This is a genomic window from Sinorhizobium mexicanum (genome assembly GCF_013488225.1).
Taxonomy (GTDB): Bacteria; Pseudomonadota; Alphaproteobacteria; order Rhizobiales; family Rhizobiaceae; genus Sinorhizobium; species Sinorhizobium mexicanum.
In genome coordinates this window covers 1,598,833-1,616,947 of record NZ_CP041238.1, presented here as the reverse complement: position 1 = coordinate 1,616,947, position 18,115 = coordinate 1,598,833, and the positions used below count along the sequence as shown (strand labels likewise).

Sequence of the window (18,115 nt, the reverse complement as noted above, 5' to 3'; positions counted from 1 at the left end):
CGTGCCTCCCCGGATCAAAGCAGGATGTCGGTATAGAGCTCGGATGCATCCGGCTCCGGATCAGACTGGGCGAAATCGGCACTGTCAGCAACGATGTCGCGAACATCCTTGTCGATCTGCTTCAGCTCGTCCTCGCTCGCCCAGCCCTTTTCCGTGAGCCGGGCCTTTACCTGCTCGATCGGGTCATGCTCGGAGCGCATCTTCTGCACTTCGTCCTTCGACCGGTACTTCGCCGGGTCGGACATCGAGTGGCCGCGATAGCGATAGGTCAGCATCTCGAGGATGATCGGCCCCTTGCCGGAGCGGCAATGTTGGACCGCCTCGTCGGCTGCCGCCTTGACGGCGCGAACATCCATGCCGTCCACCTGATAGCCGGGAATGCCGAAGGAGGCGCCGCGCTGCGAGAAATCGGTCTGCGCCGATGCACGGGACACGGACGTTCCCATGGCGTAACGGTTGTTTTCGACGATGTAGATCACCGGCAGCTTCCAGAGAGCAGCCATGTTGAAGCTCTCATAGACCTGGCCCTGGTTGGCGGCACCGTCGCCGAAATAGGCGAGGCTGACATTGTCGTTGCCGCGGTACTTGTTGGCGAAGGCGAGGCCCGTGCCGAGCGACACCTGCGCGCCGACGATACCGTGGCCGCCATAAAAATGCTTTTCCTTGGAGAACATGTGCATCGAGCCGCCTTTCCCCTTGGAAAGGCCGCCGCGGCGGCCGGTCAGTTCCGCCATCACCCCGCGTGGGCTCATGCCGCAAGCAAGCATGTGGCCGTGATCACGGTAACCGGTGATGACCTGATCACCGTCCTTGAGCGCTAGCTGCATGCCGACCACGACGGCTTCCTGGCCGATATAGAGGTGACAAAAGCCGCCGATGAAGCCCATGCCGTAAAGCTGGCCGGCCTTTTCCTCGAAACGCCGGATCAACAGCATTTCGCGGTAGGCTTTGAGATCATCTTCTTTGGAGAATTCGGCGATCGTGCCGCCGGCAAAGTCTTTTTTTGCAGACTTGGCAGCGGTCTTGCGGCTGGAGACGGACGCGGTTTTTCGCGGAGCCATTCATTCCTCCCAATGGTTAGCCTTTGCCGGTACCATAGGGAAAGAAGAGCAACACAGCAATGCCATATTTGCATGGCTATTATTCTGTATAACTATCTGATTTTCATTGTGAATTTTGAATTAACCGAATTTGGGTTAATCCTGCCCGCGATGAAAAATAACGATCTCGTCGCTCCGCGACATGTTGAGCGCGAGGCGAGCCTTCTCATCCAGCATGTCTCGTTCCAGCGAACCGTCGCTCATCAGCTCGACCTCCTTTTCCAGGATTTTTCGCTGATGAGTGAGCTCATCCAATCGGGCTTGCCGCACGGCAATCTGGCGGTCGAACTCCTCCGTCGCCCTAAGGCCGTAGCCTCCATGGATCGAATGATAGCCGAAATAGGAAAGAAAGGCGACCGCCATGAGCGGCACAACCAGCCGCCCCAATCTCCGTTTCTTGTGATGCCGTGTCCACATGGTCCATGCCCTGATACGCAATACGAGACAAGACTAGCGTCGATTGATTAACCGACCGTTGACCATGAATGGCAAGGAAAAGGAAACCCGCCTGTCCGGAGGCAGACGGGTTGGAAATTGCCTAGGTGGGTAAATTCCACGCGGATCTGGCGAACAACCGCGCGCGCCCTGCAATCAGCCGCGCAGGATCGAGCGGCCGGCGTATTTTGCCTGCAGGCCGAGCTGCTCCTCGATGCGGATCAACTGGTTGTACTTGGCAAGCCGATCGGAGCGTGCGAGCGAACCGGTCTTGATCTGCCCGCAATTGGTGGCGACTGCGAGATCGGCGATCGTCGAGTCCTCGGTTTCGCCGGAGCGGTGCGACATCACGGCGGTGTAGCGGGCCTTGTGGGCCGTCTCGACAGCATCGAGCGTTTCGGAGAGCGAGCCTATCTGGTTGACCTTGACCAGGATCGAGTTGGCGACGCCCATCTTGATGCCGTCGCGCAGGCGAGCCGAGTTGGTGACGAAGAGATCGTCGCCGACGAGCTGAACCTTGGAGCCGATCTTGTCGGTCAGCGCCTTCCAGCCATCCCAGTCGTCCTCGGCCATACCGTCCTCAATAGAAATGATCGGATACTTGGCGGCGAGTTCGGCGAGATATTCCGCCATGGCGCCCGGCTCGAGCGTGCGGCCCTCGCCTTCCAGCACGTACTTGCCGTCCTTGAAGAACTCCGTCGACGCGCAATCGAGCGCAAGATACATGTCCTCGCCCGGCTTGTAGCCGGCCTTCTCGATCGACTTCATGATGAAGTCGAGGGCCGCCGGTGCGGACGCCAGGCCCGGAGCGAAGCCACCTTCGTCGCCGACATTGGTGTTGTGGCCATCGGCAGCCAGCTGCTTCTTCAGCGTGTGGAAGACTTCCGACCCCATGCGCACGGCGTCCTTCAGCGTTTCCGTGCCGACCGGCATGATCATGAACTCCTGGAAATCGATCGGGTTGTCGGCATGCGCGCCGCCGTTGATGATGTTCATCATCGGAACCGGCAGGAGATGGGCGTTCGGGCCACCGACATAGCGATAGAGCGGCAGACCTGCGGCTTCGGCAGCAGCCTTCGCAACCGCCAGCGAGACGCCGAGAATGGCGTTGGCGCCGAGGCGCGACTTGTTCGCCGTGCCGTCGAGCTCGATCATGGTCTTGTCGATCTGGATCTGGTTTTCGGCGTCCAGGCCGCCGATCGCCTCGAAGATCTCTCCGTTGACCGCTTCGACGGCGCGCTCGACACCCTTGCCGAGGTAGCGGGTGCCGCCGTCACGCAGTTCGACCGCCTCGTGGGCACCGGTCGAGGCGCCCGACGGAACAGCCGCACGGCCGAAGCTACCGTCTTCGAGATGAACGTCGACCTCGACGGTCGGATTGCCGCGGCTGTCCAGAATTTCGCGGCCGATGATGTCGATGATTGCAGTCATGATCTCTTCCCTGGTTAGGACGACGGTATGGTCGGGCCTGTCTTAATTCATGGCCCTGAAATTACAACGGCGCGCGCGATGCAAATGCCGAGGCGCCATTATGGTTCATGAAAATTTCACGAAAGCCCTTTCAGGCCTTGGCGATCCGATCGAAGGCGAGCAGCTTTTCGAGAAGCCGCGGCATATCCTCCAAGTGCACCATATTGGGGCCATCCGAAGGCGCATTGTCCGGATCTTCATGCGTCTCGATGAAGACACCGGCGACGCCGACAGCGACCGCGGCGCGCGCGAGGGTCTCGACGAACTCGCGCTGGCCACCGGACGATCCGCCCTGCCCGCCCGGCTGCTGCACGGAATGGGTGGCGTCAAAGATCACCGGTGCGCCCAGCGCCGCCATGATCGGCAGCGAGCGCATGTCGGAAACCAGCGTGTTGTAGCCGAACGAAGCACCGCGCTCGCACAGAAGGACATTCGGATTGCCGCTCATCGTGAACTTGGCGAGCACGTTCTTCATGTCCCAGGGCGCGAGGAACTGGCCCTTCTTGACGTTGATCGTGCGCCCGGTCCTGGCGGCCGCGACGAGCAGGTCCGTCTGCCGCGACAGAAAGGCCGGGATCTGCAGGATATCGACGGTCTCAGCGACGATCGCGCATTGCTCTTCGGTGTGAATGTCGGTCAATACCGGAAAGCCGAACTCCTTCTTGAGGTCGGCAAAAATCTCCATCGCGCTTTCGAGGCCGATGCCGCGCTTGCCGGAGAGCGAGGTGCGGTTCGCCTTGTCGAAGGAAGACTTGTAGACGAGGCCGAGCCCGAGTGACTTGCAAAGCTCGACGAGTTTTCCGGCCATCATGAAGGCATGGTCGCGGCTTTCCATCTGGCACGGGCCGGCGATCAGCGCCAGCCGCTCCTTCTGCGAAAAGACCACCTGGCCGGCACCCTCACCGACGACAACCCTGGCATTGGTTTCCATCATCATACTCCAAATGCGAAAATCACCCCTTGCCCCGGCGCTTCCGGGACAACGAGGCGTCCGCCCATTTCTGCAAACTCGATATCGTTCCTGGCGAAGAGCGCACGCGTCGCCTCAAGATCGGCGACCCGGAACACGACGGCGCGCCCGCGCAAGCCGCGCTCGGTGCCACTGACCGAACGGCCGAAGAAGGCCTCCATACCGGCAACATTCAGCACCGAAAGCTTGGCATTGCCGGTTTGAATGTCCATGCCGAAGGAGTGAGCGGACACCTCGCGCTCGTCGACGCCCTCCTGCAGCAGATACTGGAAATCAGTGGGATTCGTTTCCGACAGCACGACTTCGGCGATACCGAGGACGCCATTTTCATGGCGTTGAAGCGCGGTCTGGTCGATCGGCAGAGCACGTATGCGCTGACAGCTGAAGAGAAAGAAATCCGGAGAACGGAGATCAGCGGCAAAAGCCAGCCGGAAGGAGCCGAGGCCCTCGCGCCCGTCCGGCAACCGCATCGGCCGCGAGAACTCGAGCATGTCGCCGCCGGAGATGCCGCATGCCCGGTACCGCATATGATCGGACGCGGCATCGGCAGTTCCCATGACGATCGCCGACAGGCCTTCCGGGCCCTGACGGAAGCGGAAAGCCTGATCGCGCGCGACGAAGGGATTACCGGCGAGCGCCGCAGCCTCGCACTCCTCGCGCGAGGCGATCGAAAGCGGCTCCAGATAGGTGTTGTCGGTGAAGAATATGCACGCATTCTCGGTGCCGAAGGGGTGGCGCGCATCCTCGGCGACCACAAAGCCGAGGTCGGTCAGGCGCCGCCTCGCCTGCACAAGCTCGGCCACCGGCAGCACGACATGATCGAGCGGGCGGGTGGTGCGCTTGGATAAGCTCATGGCGTGTTCCCTGATGGCCGGTTCCGTCGCTGTTTGCAACTTTTGCCGGCCGATTGCAAGCACGGCCGTTCGGTAGGCGCCGGGCCATACCGAAAACGGAAACGGCCGGTCCTCAAGGACCGGCCGCAAAGAACCGACCAGGGTCGCGGCGTCAGACGAGGCGCGACTGTTCCAGCGCGGCCTCGACGAAGCTCGCAAACAGCGGGTGCGGATCGAGCGGCCGCGACTTCAGTTCCGGGTGGTACTGAACGCCGATAAACCAGGGATGGTCTTGGTATTCGACCGTCTCGGGCAGGACCCCGTCCGGCGACATGCCGGAAAAAACAAGGCCGCAGGATTCCAGTCGCTCCTTGTAGTCGACATTGACTTCGTAACGGTGGCGATGCCGTTCGGAGATATCCGTCGATCCGTAGATGTCGGCGATCTTGGTGTTCTGCTTGAGGGCCGCCCGATAGGCGCCGAGCCGCATGGTGCCGCCGAGATCACCCGAGGCCGAGCGCTTCTCAAGGTCGTTGCCCTTGATCCATTCGGTCATCAAGCCGACGACCGGCTCCTTGGTCGGACCGAATTCGGTCGAAGAGGCCTTTTCGATGCCGGCGAGGTTGCGGGCAGCCTCCACCACCGCCATCTGCATACCGAAGCAGATGCCGAAATAGGGAACCTTCCGCTCCCGCGCAAAGCGGGCGGCGTTGATCTTGCCCTCGGAGCCGCGTTCGCCGAAACCGCCGGGGACGAGGATGCCGTGGACTTTTTCGAGATAGGGTGCCGGATCTTCCTTCTCGAAGATTTCCGACTCGATCCATTCGAGCTTGACCTTGACGCGGTTGGCGATGCCACCGTGGTAGAGCGCTTCGATCAGCGACTTATAGGCGTCCTTGAGGCCGGTATACTTGCCGACAATGGCAATCGTCACCTCGCCTTCCGGCGTGCGGATACGGTGGGCAACGTCTTCCCAGGCCTCCATACGCGGCTTCGGCGCCGGCTCGATACCAAATGCGGCGAGAACCTCGTTGTCGAGGCCTTCCTTGTGATAGGCGATCGGCACGTCGTAGATCGAGGCGACATCGAGCGCCTGAATGACGGCGGACTGACGAACGTTGCAGAAGAGCGACAGCTTGCGACGCTCGGCTTCCGGGATCTCGCGATCGGCGCGAACGAGCAGGATATCGGGATGGATGCCGAGTGCCTGCAGTTCCTTGACCGAATGCTGAGTCGGTTTGGTCTTGAGTTCGCCGGCCGCCGGGATATAGGGCATCAGCGTGAGATGGACATAGACAGCGGTGCCGCGCGGCAGGTCGTTGCCGAGCTGGCGGATCGCCTCCATGAAGGGCATTGCTTCGATGTCGCCGACGGTACCGCCGATCTCGCAGATGACGAAGTCGTAATCGTCATTGCCATCGGTGACGAAATTCTTGATTTCATTGGTGACGTGCGGGATCACCTGGACTGTCGCGCCGAGATAGTCGCCGCGCCGTTCCTTGTCGATGATGTTCTTGTAGATGCGGCCGGTGGTGATGTTGTCGGTCTTCGTCGCAGAACGCCCCGTGAAGCGCTCGTAGTGACCGAGATCGAGATCGGTCTCCGCCCCGTCGTCGGTAACGAAAACCTCACCGTGCTGGGTCGGGCTCATCGTGCCCGGATCGACATTGAGGTAGGGGTCGAGCTTACGCAGTCTCACCCGGTAGCCACGCGCCTGCAGCAGCGCTCCAAGAGCGGCTGCAGCGATGCCTTTTCCGAGGGAGGAAACCACGCCGCCAGTGATGAATACATATCGCGCCATGGGAGTCACCGGATACCTTTTCACAAACGATTCCGCCACCGAAAAATTCGCTTTCAGGAATTTTTCGTCTTGGGAGGGGACAGATTTCACACAAAACAAAACCGGCGGATGAAGCATCCGCCGGTGGGTTCTTCTGACTTGCGACCTTACTGGCCGCTCGGAACCTGCGATTCCGAATTGCCGTTGGCTCCGTTTGCAGGCGCCTGGGGCGCCGGTGCGGCACCGGCGGGGGCTTGGCCCGTGGGGGCTGCGCCATTGGCCGGCGCGTTGCCGTTAGCCGGCTGTTGCGCGTTTCCGCCAGCCGGAGGTGTCTGCTGACCGCCGCCGAGCGAATCGAGGACGCCGCCGCCGCTCGAGCTCGTGCCCGGGATCCGGTCGAGAATGTCGGTCGCCTGCGGCTCGTAACGGGAGAGAATGCCCATTGCCAGCGCCAGGCCGAAGAAGAGGAAGGCAAGAACGGCAGTCGTGCGGGTCAGCACGTTGGCCGTACCGCGGGCGGACATGAAGCCCGAACCGCCGCCAATGCCGAGACCGCCGCCTTCGGAACGCTGAATGAGGACGACGCCGATCAGGGCGACGACGACCATGAGATAGATGACGAGTAGTACGGTCTGCATCAGCTTCCAGTCCTGCCCTCTTGGGCACACGAATCAAACCCGGCGCGAAACACGGCACGGCCGGGCGCAAATTTGGCGCCTCTTTATACCAAGCCGCCAGCTATTCCAAGCCCCTGCCCGCGCGGCAGAGCAATCAGGCTGTCAATTCTTCATATGCACTGTAGATGGCGAGGAAATCGTCCGCTTTCAAGCTCGCGCCGCCGATCAGGGCACCGTCCACATTGGCAACCCCCATCAGCTCCTTGGCGTTGCCTGGCTTGACCGAACCACCGTAGAGGATGCGCATCCCGCCGCCTGCATCTGCGAAGCGCGAGACCAGCTCGCTGCGCATGAATGCATGCGCTTCCTCGACATCGGACACCGTCGGCGTCAGGCCGGTGCCGATCGCCCAAACGGGCTCGTAGGCGATGACCGTATTCTCCGCGGTCGCGCCATCCGGCAGGCTTTCCGCGAGCTGGCGCTTCAGGACGTCGAGCGCCTTGCCGCCCTTGCGCTCCTCGCCGGTTTCTCCGATGCAGACGATGGCGACGAGCCCGGCCGCATGAGCGGCTTCGGTCTTGGCGCGCACCAGCACGTCGCTCTCGGCATGATCGGTGCGGCGTTCGGAATGGCCGACGATGACGTGGGTGCCGAAGCAGTCGGCGATCATCTCAGCGGATATGTCGCCCGTGTGGGCGCCGGATTGTTTCTGGTGGCAGTCCTGCGCTCCGATCATCAGCGGGCTGTCGTCACAAAGTGCGGTGGCGACGTAGAGCAGCGTTGCAGGCGGGCAGATCAGCGTTTCTACCTTCTCGGACAGACTGCCCTTGACGCCCTCCGCCATCGCCTTGATCTGGTCGAGCGAGGCGCGTGTTCCGTTCATCTTCCAGTTTCCGGCAACGAGCGGGCGGATGTCGGGCGTCATGAAATTCCTCCGTGTCGGTTCTATTTCTTCGGCAAGCGGCCTAGCAAATCGCCCGGGCAAAAAAAAGCACCTGCCACGGAATAATCCGGTTCTTGCCACCGCCGTGGTGTCCGTTCGTGGAACCACGGAGCGAATAAAAGCCAAGCTTTGGGCGTCTCATAGGGGTGACTGTACGGTGCCGAAGAGCAATTGGCTTCCTTCATCCGGAGAGTCCTATGCTGCGCAACAGCGAGAGCGGATTTGGAGCGGTGACGATCGTCCTCCACTGGGCGATTGCGGTGCTGATCCTGGGCCTCCTCCTTCTCGGCTTCGTCATGCGGCGCACCGAGATCGATCCGGCTTTGCAGTTCTCCCTCTATCAGTGGCACAAGTCCTTCGGCTTCACGTTGCTGGGGCTGGCGGTCCTTCGGGCCGTGTGGTGGTTCATCGAACGCACTCCAACTCCCCCTCCAGGCCTCGGCCCGCTGGAGCATACGGCGGCCCAGATCATGCATCGGGCGCTGATCGTTCTCGCGCTGATCGTGGCGCTTGCCGGCTGGGCCGTCGCGTCGACTTCGACGCTGAATATCCCAAGCTTCTATTTCAATTTGATCATCATTCCGCATCTGCCGCTCCGGCAATCGGAAGCTTCGGAGGCGTTCTGGACCTTCGCCCACGCGCTGCTCGCCTATGTCACGCTTGGGCTGGTCGCGGGGCACGCGGCGGCGGCGCTCTACCATCATCTTCTGCGGCGAGACGAAGTCCTCGTCCGCATGCTTCGCCCCGGCACACGCCGAAGCGATGCCAAGACGTTCAACACTCAGGAAAACGACGACACTGTCGTCGAGAGGAAGTGATCCATGATGACTCCCCGCAGGCCCATTTTTAAAGCGATATGGTCGTTCGCGCTTCTCGCCATGGCAACGACGCCGGCTGCTGCTGCGGCCGCCCCAGCGCTTGCCGACGCGGCCGGCAGCTACCGCATCGCCAGTTCGTCGACCGTCCAATTCAGCGTCCCGCAGACCGGAGGCGGCGGCGGTATTGCCGGCAAATTCGCGAAGTTCTCCGGCGGCTTCCGGATAGATGGCGGCAACATCGAGCGGTCCTCGGTCGAATTCACCCTCTATCCAGAGAGCGTAAGGTCCAGCGAGCGGCGGATCGAGGACTTCCTGCGCTCAAGCGCCGTCTTCGATACGGCCAACTATCAGACGGTTACCTTCCGATCCACCAGCGTCACACAAACCGGAGCCGGTTCGGCAACCGTAGTGGGTACGCTGACGGCGCGCGGCAAGGCCCGCAAGGAGCGCTTTGAGGTGACGCTCACCGACTGGAACAAGCGCTCGATCGCTTTCACCATCCGCGGAAGCATCCGCCGCGCACCCTACGGCATGGACGTCGGAACACCGATCTACTCCAACGTGGTCGAGTTCGACATGAACATAAGAGGGCAGAAGCGTTGACCGTACCGTCAATCCGCGAGCGCTCGCGGATTGACGGCATCGATTTCCGCGTGTCGTACGAGCGGCAACGGACACCGAGACGTTCCCGGCCAAGCGGAACCGGTGCGGCCGCTCTCAAATCAGAGCGGGAATGCGTAGCCGCACCGGAGGCGGCTGGCCGGTCAGACTGACCTGATCTCCGTCGCCCAGCGGTGTCCGTGCCTCCAATGATAGGTGACACGCACAGCCTCGCCCCGACGCAGGCGAGCCGAATCGAAGGCCCGTGTGCTCATCCGAAAGAGGTGATCTTTCAGCATGATGGTGTGATGGCGTGGATAGACGTGCTCGATCGTGCCCGACACGGTTGCGGCGCAAGCCGCGCTGGCGCCAAGCCCGATGAAGACCGCCAGCACGGTCGATTTCACAACGGCGCTCATGTTTCCTGCTCCTCTGGATAGATCAGCAGTTGCCCATCTCAATACCGGCGCTTACTTCGCGGCTACGACCTTGGAAGCGTTCATCGAACCGCCGTGCTTCAGGTAGGTGACGCTCACCTTTTCGCCGACCTTGAGCTTCTTGAGGTCGAACTTGGCAGGCAGCGTGAATGTCTCACCGCTCTGAAGAACGATATCGTTCTTGGCCGGGTCGATCGTCTTGATCGTGCCAGTCATTGTTGCGGCGAAGGCCGGGGCCGCGAGCATCGCAGCGACCAGCACGGCGGGAATGGCGCGTTTGATCATCATGGTAATTCTCCATTGCTCTTCTCGACGGGGACCGCAACAGGGCCCCCAATCGCTCGAATTATCGCCCGCCGCACATTGTCGGACGTTGGCCCCCCGCTTACGGATTCGTAAGGATGTTGGAGTCGGCAAAGGCAGAGCGGGGCGAAGAAAAATGTGCATGGTCTTCGATCCGCGTCCCGCGGCTCAACCGCTGCGCGCCATGCTCGGGCGAGGGAAATCGATCTTGACGACGAGTCCCGGGCAGTTGTCCGCGAGGGTAACCTTGGCGCCATGCAGATCCGCTATGGCTGCCACGAGGCTGAGACCCAATCCGCTGCCCGGCGTCGAACGCGACTTCTCGAGCCGGTAAAGGCGATGAAACACCTTCTCGCGCTCACTTGCAGGAATGCCTGGACCGTTGTCGGCGACAACGATCCGCGGACCTCCCTGACCGCCTTCCAGCGCGAGGCGGATCACTGTACCCACCGGACAATGGCGAATCGCATTCTCGATGAGATTGACGACAAGCTGGATGAGCAGCTCGCTGTCCCCGTTGGCGGGCGGGCCGTCGTAGCCTGACACATCGACGGCAAGCACGTCGCCGGCATCCTCCACGACCGGCCGATAGATGTCGGCGACGTCCGTCACCAGGCTTCCGAGGTCGACCGCATGGAAGCGCTCGCGTCGCGCTCCCGCCTCTATCTGGGCGATACGCAGAAGCGCCTCGAAGGTTTCGACGATGACGTCAAGCTCCTCGAGGGAGGCGCCGATCTCGCGACGGAACGCAGAGGCGTCAGTGGCCGTTCTCAGGGCAATGTCGAGTCTCTGCCGAAGCCTGCCGATGGGCCGCTTGAGATCGTGTGCGATGTCAGTCGAGGACTGGTCGACGCGCTCGATGAGGCGCTGCAGGTGGTCGAGCGTGCCGTTGATCTGCTCGGCGACACGATCGAGGTCGTCCCCCGAGTATCGCCGTGCGACCCTTTGCCCGAGCCGGCCATTCGCAACCGCGGTGAGCGCGCCGGAGATCGCATCGATCTGCATTTGCGCGCGTCTTGCGACCAACACGCCCGATGCCGTGGCCAGGATGACCAGTGCTGCGAGTTCCCAGAGCAGTCCGCCGAGCAGCGTCGACTGAACCACCCGCAGTTCCTTGTCACTGTCGCCGACAAGGACCGTGCCCTGTGAGAGGGGCGTCCAGAGCGCGTAGTAGGAGTCCTCCGGGTTGCTTGGACCGCTGACGCGTTCCAATTCGGTCTCCTTGAGGATCCGCCAGTCGCGAAAGGCCGGGATTCCGCTGACATTCCCCGCCACGGGGCGCCCCGCCCTATCGACGAGCAGCAATATGGTGCCCATCGTGCGCCGCGAAGCTGCCTCCCGCTTGACGACCTCGGCAACCTCCGCGAAGCCGTCATTGCTGTCGATCGCCGAGAGTGCATCGCGATTTTCGATAACCCTCAGCTTGATCCGCTCCTCGAGCCCTGAGCTCAACTGCCAATAGATGATGGACACCCCCGCGAGCACCGTCGATCCGATCAGCAGAGCGAAGATCACCGACAGGCGGGCTGCGGTGCGGCTGAACAGTTCAGATGTGGTCGTCAATGCTGTAGCCTGCGCTCCGCACGGTGTGGATCAATTCCTTCTGAAACGGCTTGTCGATCTTTGCCCGCAGGCGCGAAATATGCGTCTCGACAACGCTGGTCTTGGGATCGAAATGGAAGTCCCAGACGCGCTCCAGCAGCATCGTCCGGGTGAGCACCTTGCCCTTGTTGCGAATCAGCACTTCGAGCAGCCGGAACTCGCGCGGCTGAAGTTCGATCACTTCGCCGGCGCGACGAACGACGCGGCGGATGAGGTCCATCTCGAGGTCCGATATCCTCAAAACCGTTTCCTCCTCCTTGAGGGGCGAGCGGCGGCCGAGCGCGTTGACGCGCGCCAAAAGTTCGGCAAAGGAAAACGGCTTGGAAACATAGTCGTCGCCGCCCGCCTCGAACCCCCTGATGCGGTCATCTACACCGCCGAGCGACGTAAGGTAGAGCACAGGAGTCGGCATCCCGGTGGCCCGAAGCGCCTTCACGAGCGAAAGGCCGTCGAGCCCCGGCAGCATGCGGTCGACGATCAGGACGTCATAGTCTTCCGTCGTCGCCTGGATCAGGCCGTTTCGGCCGTCGACCACGACATCGACGCAATGGCCTTCCTCGGTGAGACCGTTCCTGATGTAAGACGCTGTCTCGGCATCGTCCTCGATGACAAGCACTTTCATGTCTGCACCATTCCAGTGACAGCCGCCGCGTGCATCGGTCCATGTCGATCGCGCTGTTGGGCATCGAGCCACGCAACGAAGTTCCGGCACATCCGAGGCTAACAGATGCCGCCTTTCGAGGACACGGACAATCGATTACATTTTGGTAAAGTTGGGGGCTTCGCCGGAGCCGGGAGCCATCGCAATCGGTTCTACAGCGCCATGCGTCCTTCAGGACGCACAAAGGACGCTGTAAGTCTTTGAATCTACGCATCGTACTTTCCGAAAATCGATTCCGATTTTCGGGCCGATGCGCTAAGAAGCCAGCCGCAGGATGCGGGCGGAAAGCCGCGCACACTTTTCCTATTCGCGCTTGACGCGGGCAATGCGCCGCCAGAAATCCGACATCATCGCCGGATCGCGCAAGACTTCTAGCTTTGACCAGCAGGGGAAAGATGCTGCGAAGGTCTGCGGGCTCATGCGGAAATCGTTGCATGGATTTACGGCGCCTCCGGCGTCCACCACGATGCGGTCAAGCTCGTCCAGGAGCTTGGATGTTGCTTCACCCCGATTGGCAAAATCCAATGTCAGGGCAAAGCCGGGTCGTGCGAAGCAAAGAAGGCCGCGCGAGGCGATGTTTCCAAAGCGTCTCAGCACCGTCAGGAACGAAGCATGCCCGGCGCGCCGCGCTGTCTCCAATAGCCGCGCCGTGATCTCGGGCGCATTCTCCAAAGGATAGACACTCTGATGCTGGCACGGCCCCCCTGGGCCATAGAGCCGATTCCAGGAGCCGATTGCTTCCAGCGGATAGAAGTAGGAACTCCACGTCACCGTCGATACGGTCTCGGCGGGCCTTTCCCGACGAAACCGGTACTCGTTCACCGCCCTCATCGTCATCGTGTTCAGGGGACTGAAGGGCAGCGCGAATGGCACGGAAAGCGGCAATCTCTTGGGAATGTCTGGCAACTCGCAGGATCCGTCCGCGTGGTCGCCGGCAAGAAACACGCCCCTTCCCATGCGACGCCCGGTCGCGAGTTGATCGATCCAGGCCAGAGAGTATTCATGCTCTTCATCGAGATGCTCGACCCGCGCGAAATATTCGTCGAGATTATCGAAGCGGATCACATGCTGCTGGATATGCGGCGACGGCACCTTCATCAGCCGAAGATCGACGGTGAGGATCAGGCCCGTCAGCCCCATGCCACCAATCGTTGCCGCAAAAAGCTCGGCGTTCTCCTCCGCCGAGCAAATCAGGCGCTCGCCGGTCGAACGTAACAAGGTAAGGCGCTGGACGTGGTTGCCGAACGTGCCGCGAGCATGGTGGTTCTTGCCGTGGACGTCATTGGCGACGGCACCCCCGACTGTCGCGAAGGCAGTGCCCGGCGTGACCGGCAGGAAGAAGCGGTGCGGGATCGCGCGCAGAAGGATGTCGTGAAGTGTGACGCCGCCCTCGCACGAGATTTGGCCCGTTCCCGGATCAAAGGCCAGAATGCGATTGTGCCTCGAACCGTCAATGAGAGTGCCGCGATCGTTGCTGCGGCTGTCGCCGAGACTTAGACCATGGCCCATGGGCAGGTAGGCCATCGGGTCGATCGAGCCGATCCGATCTTCGTAATCGTCCGGCGAGACGGTCCGTTGCGGCCGACGCGCTGTCGGGTCGGAACGCCCCAACTCATTCATCTTCATCGCGTGTCCACTTCAGAATGTCCTATCGGCCGGCGATCCAGTTTAGCGCATCGCGCCAGTCGGTCATACGAACCGGCGTGCCGTGCGAGCCCGTCTCGAACAGCACCAAGCGTGCCGGATAATCCTTCGACTTGAGCGAGCGATAGAGCGCGACCTGATCCTCGGCACGGTAGACGCTGTCGCGGCTGCCGTGGCTGAAAAACATCGGCAATCTCGCCTTATAGGCGGCACTTTCTGCAAAGCTCGGATCGGCGGCCCCGCCCATGATCATCATGCCGCCGAGAGCCGACACCGCTGCCTGCTCGCGTGCTACGCCCCAGCAGATGAAGCTCCCCATTGAAGCGCAGGAGAGCACGACCGGCCGGCCGCCGGAGCGCTCGGCGGCGAAGCGTATCAGCGCCGAGACATCAGCTACGCCCGCGGCATCGAAGGATCGCACGCTGGGGGCATAATAGGTGCCGCCATTGGCGGCGGCGATATTCTTGAGGCGATTGAAGTTGCCGCCGAAGGAAAAATCGTTGGCACCGAGACGCCGGTCACCGCCGCGGCCGTGGATGAAGATGACTGTGAATGCGGCGTCGCGCTCGGGGCCGACGCGCATGACATCGAGCGGGCGCCTGCCAAGGTCGAGTGTCTCGTTGACCTGTGCGCTCTTGATGCCAAGGGAGACGTAGGCGCGCTTGGCCCGCCGTTCCGGGATCTGGTCGCGCCCGTTGATGTCGCGCAGTTCCTGGTAGTCGATCACGCGGAAATCGCCGCCATCGGCCTCTTCGAGCACATTGCCATAGGCGAACAGATCGTCCTTGTATGGCTTGAGGGCCGCCGCCTCTGCGGCGAAGCCGACAAGAAGAAGGCTCGGGAGCAGAAGCGCGAGCATCAAGCGCCGGGCGAAAAAAACAGTTGTGGACATAAACAGCCGACGGGCTCCCTCGTTCGGTCGATGCCTTGCCATTGCCACTTCCGCAAAGCAACACTGAAGCAGATTGCCGACGCTCTTACGGTATTCTGCCTGCCTAAGACACCGAAATTCGCCTTTTGTTCGCGCCTGGCGCAAGACTCTGGCAAAATTCGGGTGATTCGCGCGACACAAAGATGGCGGCAGCGCCCAGCACTTGCTATGGGCCTTCGCGACACCAGACGACAGGAACGATCTGAACGACCCCATGGACGACAGCAGCGACCTCTTTTCCGCAATGCCCTCGAAGCCGAAGCCGGCGGAAGCCAATGCGCCTTCGCGCAAGCCTGCGCCGCCTACCGGCGGCGAAGCACCGCGCCCTACACCGAGGAGTAGCGATGGCAGCGACTACGATGCCTCGGCGATCGAGGTGCTCGAGGGCCTGGAGCCTGTGCGGCGCCGTCCCGGCATGTACATCGGCGGCACGGATGAGAAGGCGCTGCATCATCTCTTCGCCGAAGTCATCGACAACTCGATGGACGAGGCGGTTGCGGGACATGCGAATTTCATCGAGGTCAGCCTCGATGCCGAAGGTTTCCTGACCGTGACCGACAACGGACGCGGCATCCCGGTCGAAAACCATCCGAAGTTCCCCAACAAGTCGACGCTTGAAGTTGTGATGACCGTGCTGCACGCCGGCGGCAAATTCGACGGCAAGGCCTACGAAACCTCGGGCGGTCTGCATGGTGTCGGCGTCTCGGTCGTCAACGCACTGTCGGACTCTCTCGAGGTCGAGGTCGCGCGCAACCGCAAACTCTACCGCCAACGTTTCTCCCGCGGTATTCCGCAGGGAGGTCTCGAAGACCTTGGCGACATTCACAATCGTCGCGGCACGAAAGTGCGTTTCCATCCGGACCCGCAGATTTTCGGGGCGCACGCGCACTTCGAGCCGGCGCGGCTCTTCCGCATGGCCCGCTCCAAGGCCTATCTCTTCGGCGGCGTCGAAATCCGCTGGTCGTGCGATCCGTCGCTGTTGCCGGAAGGTTCGGAGACCCCGGACAAAGCTGTCTTCCATTTCCCGGGCGGCCTTAAGGATTATCTTGCCGCGACGCTCGGCAAGGAATTCACCGTCACGCGCGAGATCTTCGCCGGCAAATCGGAAAAATCCGGCGGCCACGGGTCGCTTGAATGGGCTGTCACCTGGTATGGCGGCGATCAGCAGGTTCACTCCTACTGCAACACGATCCCGACCCCGGAAGGCGGAACGCATGAGGCGGGTTTCCGCATTGCGCTCACCAAGGGGCTCAAGAACTACGCCGAGCTGACCCAGAACAAGCGTGCGGCGATCATCACCACCGACGACGTGATGATATCGGCCGCCGGCATGCTCTCGGTATTCATCCGCGAGCCGGAATTCGTCGGCCAGACGAAGGACAAGCTAGCGACCGTCGAGGCGCAGCGCATCGTTGAAAACGCACTACGCGATCCATTCGATCACTACCTCGCCGACAATCCGGCGGAAGCAGCCAAGCTTCTTGACTGGGTGGTCGAGCGCGCCGAGGAGCGTGTTCGCCGGCGCAAGGAAAAGGAAGTCAACCGCAAGACGGCGGTGCGCAAGCTGCGTCTGCCGGGCAAGCTCGCCGACTGCTCGCAGAACACGGCGGAAGGTGCCGAACTCTTCATCGTCGAGGGCGATTCGGCAGGCGGGTCGGCAAAGCAGGCGCGCAACCGCGCGAACCAGGCGATCCTGCCGCTACGCGGCAAGATCCTGAACGTCGCCAGCGCTGGGCGCGAAAAGCTCAGCGCCAACCAGCAGATCGCCGATCTCATCCAAGCGCTTGGCTGCGGCACGCGATCGAAATATCGGGACGAGGACCTGCGTTATGAGCGCGTCGTCATCATGACCGACGCCGACGTCGACGGTGCGCACATCGCGTCGCTGCTCATCACGTTCTTCTATCAGGAGATGCCGGAGCTCATCCGCGGCGGTCACCTCTACCTCGCGGTCCCGCCGCTCTATCGCCTCAGCCAGGGCTCGAAGACGCTTTATGCGCGCGACGATGCACATCGCGAGGAACTGATGCGCACCGAGTTCAACGGCCGCGGCAAGGTTGAAGTCGGCCGGTTCAAGGGTCTCGGCGAGATGCTGCCGGCGCAGCTCAAGGAAACGACCATGGATCCGGCAAACCGGACGCTGCTCAAGGTCGAGATCGATGACGTCGATTTCGAGGGCACGCGCGAGGCTGTCGACAATCTGATGGGAACCAAGGCCGACGCCCGCTTCCGCTTCATCCAGGAACGGGCCGTGTTCGCCGACAACCTGGACATCTAGATCCGCCTGGACTTGCGCAGTTTCAAAGAGTTCTTCGTGCTCAGGCTGCCTGCCGGACCGGTTTTTCCATAAACAGGCTCAAGGGATCGGGCAGATAGCTCCCGAACGGCGGGCGTTCCGCGTAGCCGAACGCCTTGTAGAGGCCGATCGCATCCGGCTGGTAGATGCCCGTCTCCAGCCGGATTGCGACAATCCCGAGCGTCTCCGCCTTCGCTTCAAGCGCTGCAAGGAGATGCTTGCCGACCTTGAGGCGCCTCGCTTCGGGATCGACGAACATCCGCTTGATTTCCGCCGTGCCGTCGCCCGCTTCCACGAGCGCGCAGCAACCTACGATTTCATCATCGCGCCGCGCGACGAAAAAGGAAACCGTCGGCTTTTCCAGCGCGGAGAGATCGACAAGGTGATTGCTCTCTGCGGGGTAAAGCGACGCCGCATAGGCATCGGATAGTTCGAGCAGACGGACGACGGCCGGCTGGCGGGGGCTTTCCTCGGCAATGGTGACAACGGTCAATTTCAAATCCTCGACAGAAGTCTCGCGTATCGCGGGCAATGGATAGCGCCGCATGTCGAACGGTCCAATACGACAAATGGCGCAAACCTGGGGGGCGGAGATTTCAAAACCGGTAACAAGCAGAAACAATTTTTTCTACTGGCGCAATAACTTTGCCCTACTCCGGAAAGAATCGGTCAGTC

Annotated in this window: 18 protein-coding genes; 3 read left to right on the top strand and 15 right to left on the bottom strand. The window is 61.7% G+C overall.

The window, feature by feature from the left end; translation table 11 throughout:
* Positions 1-14: 14 nt before the first annotated feature.
* The 8 genes from pdhA to tpiA all read right to left on the bottom strand — a co-directional run bounded on the left by pdhA (position 15) and on the right by tpiA (position 8,130).
* Positions 15-1,061, bottom strand: coding sequence for a pyruvate dehydrogenase (acetyl-transferring) E1 component subunit alpha (gene pdhA, locus FKV68_RS07680; RefSeq protein WP_180940917.1), 1,047 nt, complete (start codon positions 1,059-1,061; stop codon positions 15-17).
* Positions 1,062-1,196: 135 nt separating this feature from the next.
* Positions 1,197-1,517, bottom strand: a complete 321-nt coding sequence (locus tag FKV68_RS07675; RefSeq protein ID WP_180940916.1) for an FtsB family cell division protein — start codon at positions 1,515-1,517, stop codon at positions 1,197-1,199.
* A 174-nt stretch (positions 1,518-1,691) separates the two neighbouring features.
* Positions 1,692-2,966 (bottom strand): phosphopyruvate hydratase, encoded by a 1,275-nt coding sequence (eno, locus tag FKV68_RS07670; protein WP_180940915.1) that lies wholly within the window; start codon positions 2,964-2,966, stop codon positions 1,692-1,694.
* Positions 2,967-3,096: 130 nt separating this feature from the next.
* On the bottom strand, positions 3,097-3,939 hold the full coding sequence (kdsA, locus tag FKV68_RS07665) for a 3-deoxy-8-phosphooctulonate synthase (RefSeq protein ID WP_180940914.1): 843 nt from the start codon (positions 3,937-3,939) through the stop codon (positions 3,097-3,099).
* Positions 3,939-4,829 (bottom strand): VOC family protein, encoded by an 891-nt coding sequence (locus tag FKV68_RS07660; RefSeq protein WP_180940913.1) that lies wholly within the window; start codon positions 4,827-4,829, stop codon positions 3,939-3,941. Before FKV68_RS07660 ends, kdsA begins: the two co-directional genes overlap by 1 nt.
* 151 nt (positions 4,830-4,980) lie before the next feature.
* Positions 4,981-6,618: a CTP synthase gene (pyrG, locus tag FKV68_RS07655; RefSeq protein WP_269808449.1), complete on the bottom strand. Its 1,638-nt coding sequence runs from the start codon at positions 6,616-6,618 to the stop codon at positions 4,981-4,983.
* A gap of 137 nt (positions 6,619-6,755) precedes the next feature.
* On the bottom strand, positions 6,756-7,226 hold the full coding sequence (secG, locus tag FKV68_RS07650) for a preprotein translocase subunit SecG (RefSeq protein WP_180940911.1): 471 nt from the start codon (positions 7,224-7,226) through the stop codon (positions 6,756-6,758).
* A 133-nt stretch (positions 7,227-7,359) separates the two neighbouring features.
* The gene (tpiA, locus tag FKV68_RS07645) at positions 7,360-8,130 is read right to left on the bottom strand and encodes a triose-phosphate isomerase (protein ID WP_180940910.1); all 771 of its coding nucleotides are present in this window, start codon (positions 8,128-8,130) and stop codon (positions 7,360-7,362) included.
* A 215-nt stretch (positions 8,131-8,345) separates the two neighbouring features.
* Between tpiA and FKV68_RS07640 the strand changes: the two genes are divergently transcribed.
* Entirely contained in the window at positions 8,346-8,966 is a 621-nt protein-coding gene (locus tag FKV68_RS07640) for a cytochrome b (protein ID WP_180940909.1), read from the top strand.
* Between the two features lie 3 nt (positions 8,967-8,969).
* Positions 8,970-9,569, top strand: coding sequence for a YceI family protein (locus FKV68_RS07635; RefSeq protein WP_180940908.1), 600 nt, complete (start codon positions 8,970-8,972; stop codon positions 9,567-9,569).
* A gap of 161 nt (positions 9,570-9,730) precedes the next feature.
* On the opposite strand, the gene FKV68_RS07630 is transcribed toward FKV68_RS07635, so the two are convergent.
* The 6 genes from FKV68_RS07630 to FKV68_RS07605 form a co-directional block, all read right to left on the bottom strand.
* Positions 9,731-9,985, bottom strand: coding sequence for a hypothetical protein (locus FKV68_RS07630; RefSeq protein WP_180940907.1), 255 nt, complete (start codon positions 9,983-9,985; stop codon positions 9,731-9,733).
* A gap of 51 nt (positions 9,986-10,036) precedes the next feature.
* Positions 10,037-10,291, bottom strand: coding sequence for a DUF1344 domain-containing protein (locus FKV68_RS07625; RefSeq protein WP_245181842.1), 255 nt, complete (start codon positions 10,289-10,291; stop codon positions 10,037-10,039).
* A 183-nt stretch (positions 10,292-10,474) separates the two neighbouring features.
* Complete coding sequence (locus FKV68_RS07620; RefSeq protein WP_245181841.1) at positions 10,475-11,869, bottom strand: sensor histidine kinase; 1,395 nt, start codon at positions 11,867-11,869, stop codon at positions 10,475-10,477.
* Positions 11,853-12,530 (bottom strand): winged helix-turn-helix domain-containing protein, encoded by a 678-nt coding sequence (locus tag FKV68_RS07615; RefSeq protein ID WP_180940906.1) that lies wholly within the window; start codon positions 12,528-12,530, stop codon positions 11,853-11,855. Before FKV68_RS07615 ends, FKV68_RS07620 begins: the two co-directional genes overlap by 17 nt.
* A 342-nt stretch (positions 12,531-12,872) precedes the next feature.
* Positions 12,873-14,195 (bottom strand): FAD-binding oxidoreductase, encoded by a 1,323-nt coding sequence (locus FKV68_RS07610; protein WP_180940905.1) that lies wholly within the window; start codon positions 14,193-14,195, stop codon positions 12,873-12,875.
* 22 nt (positions 14,196-14,217) lie between these two features.
* Positions 14,218-15,147, bottom strand: coding sequence for an alpha/beta fold hydrolase (locus FKV68_RS07605; protein WP_180940904.1), 930 nt, complete (start codon positions 15,145-15,147; stop codon positions 14,218-14,220).
* Between the two features lie 211 nt (positions 15,148-15,358).
* On the opposite strand from FKV68_RS07605, the gene parE reads away from it, so the two are divergent.
* Positions 15,359-17,422, top strand: coding sequence for a DNA topoisomerase IV subunit B (gene parE, locus FKV68_RS07600; RefSeq protein WP_180940903.1), 2,064 nt, complete (start codon positions 15,359-15,361; stop codon positions 17,420-17,422).
* A gap of 40 nt (positions 17,423-17,462) precedes the next feature.
* Here parE and FKV68_RS07595 read toward each other — a convergent pair whose 3' ends face one another.
* Positions 17,463-17,933 (bottom strand): GNAT family N-acetyltransferase, encoded by a 471-nt coding sequence (locus FKV68_RS07595; RefSeq protein ID WP_180940902.1) that lies wholly within the window; start codon positions 17,931-17,933, stop codon positions 17,463-17,465.
* Between the last annotated feature and the right edge of the window lie 182 nt (positions 17,934-18,115).